This is a genomic window from Corallococcus sp. AB038B (assembly GCF_003668955.1).
Classification (GTDB): Bacteria; Myxococcota; Myxococcia; order Myxococcales; family Myxococcaceae; genus Corallococcus; species Corallococcus exiguus.
This window is the reverse complement of the sequence record NZ_RAWO01000121.1, coordinates 1-439: the sequence shown is the minus strand read 5'-3', so window position 1 is coordinate 439 and position 439 is coordinate 1. Positions and strand designations below refer to the sequence as shown.

At 50.1% G+C, this 439-nt stretch carries 1 protein-coding gene; it reads left to right on the top strand.

What is annotated here, in order from left to right; all coding sequences use genetic code 11:
* A partial coding sequence (locus D7Y04_RS42730) for a peptide chain release factor-like protein (RefSeq protein ID WP_304988658.1) occupies nucleotides 1-439 on the top strand: 439 nt, incomplete at both ends.

Genomic DNA, 439 nt, shown 5'->3' with positions numbered 1-439 from the left:
GCTACTCAAGCGGGCATCGACTATACCATTCTCAGCCGAGAGGAAGGCGATGCCAATCTCACTGTCAAATCGGTTACCCTACAACTCAAAGGCAAGGAGTTAGCGCCGTTTTTGAAAACTTGGCTCGGCACCGTTTGTTGGGTAGGCAAGAGCACCTTTCGCAAGTTTCACCAGCGTAGCAATTGGTATATAGGTGTTTTTCAGCTTGACCAACTGCAACGCCAGTCTTTCTCAGAGCGCGATGTACAGTTCCAAACCACTCGCTCGCAAGGCAATGGCGGACAGAATGTAAACAAGGTTAATTCAGCAGTGCGTGCCACCCACCTGCCTACGGGTATCAGTGTATTGGCTCAGGACTCGCGCTCGCAACTGGACAATAAGAAACTTGCCCTTGCCCGCCTTAAAGAAAAACTCGCCGAAATAGAGCTTCAACAACTTG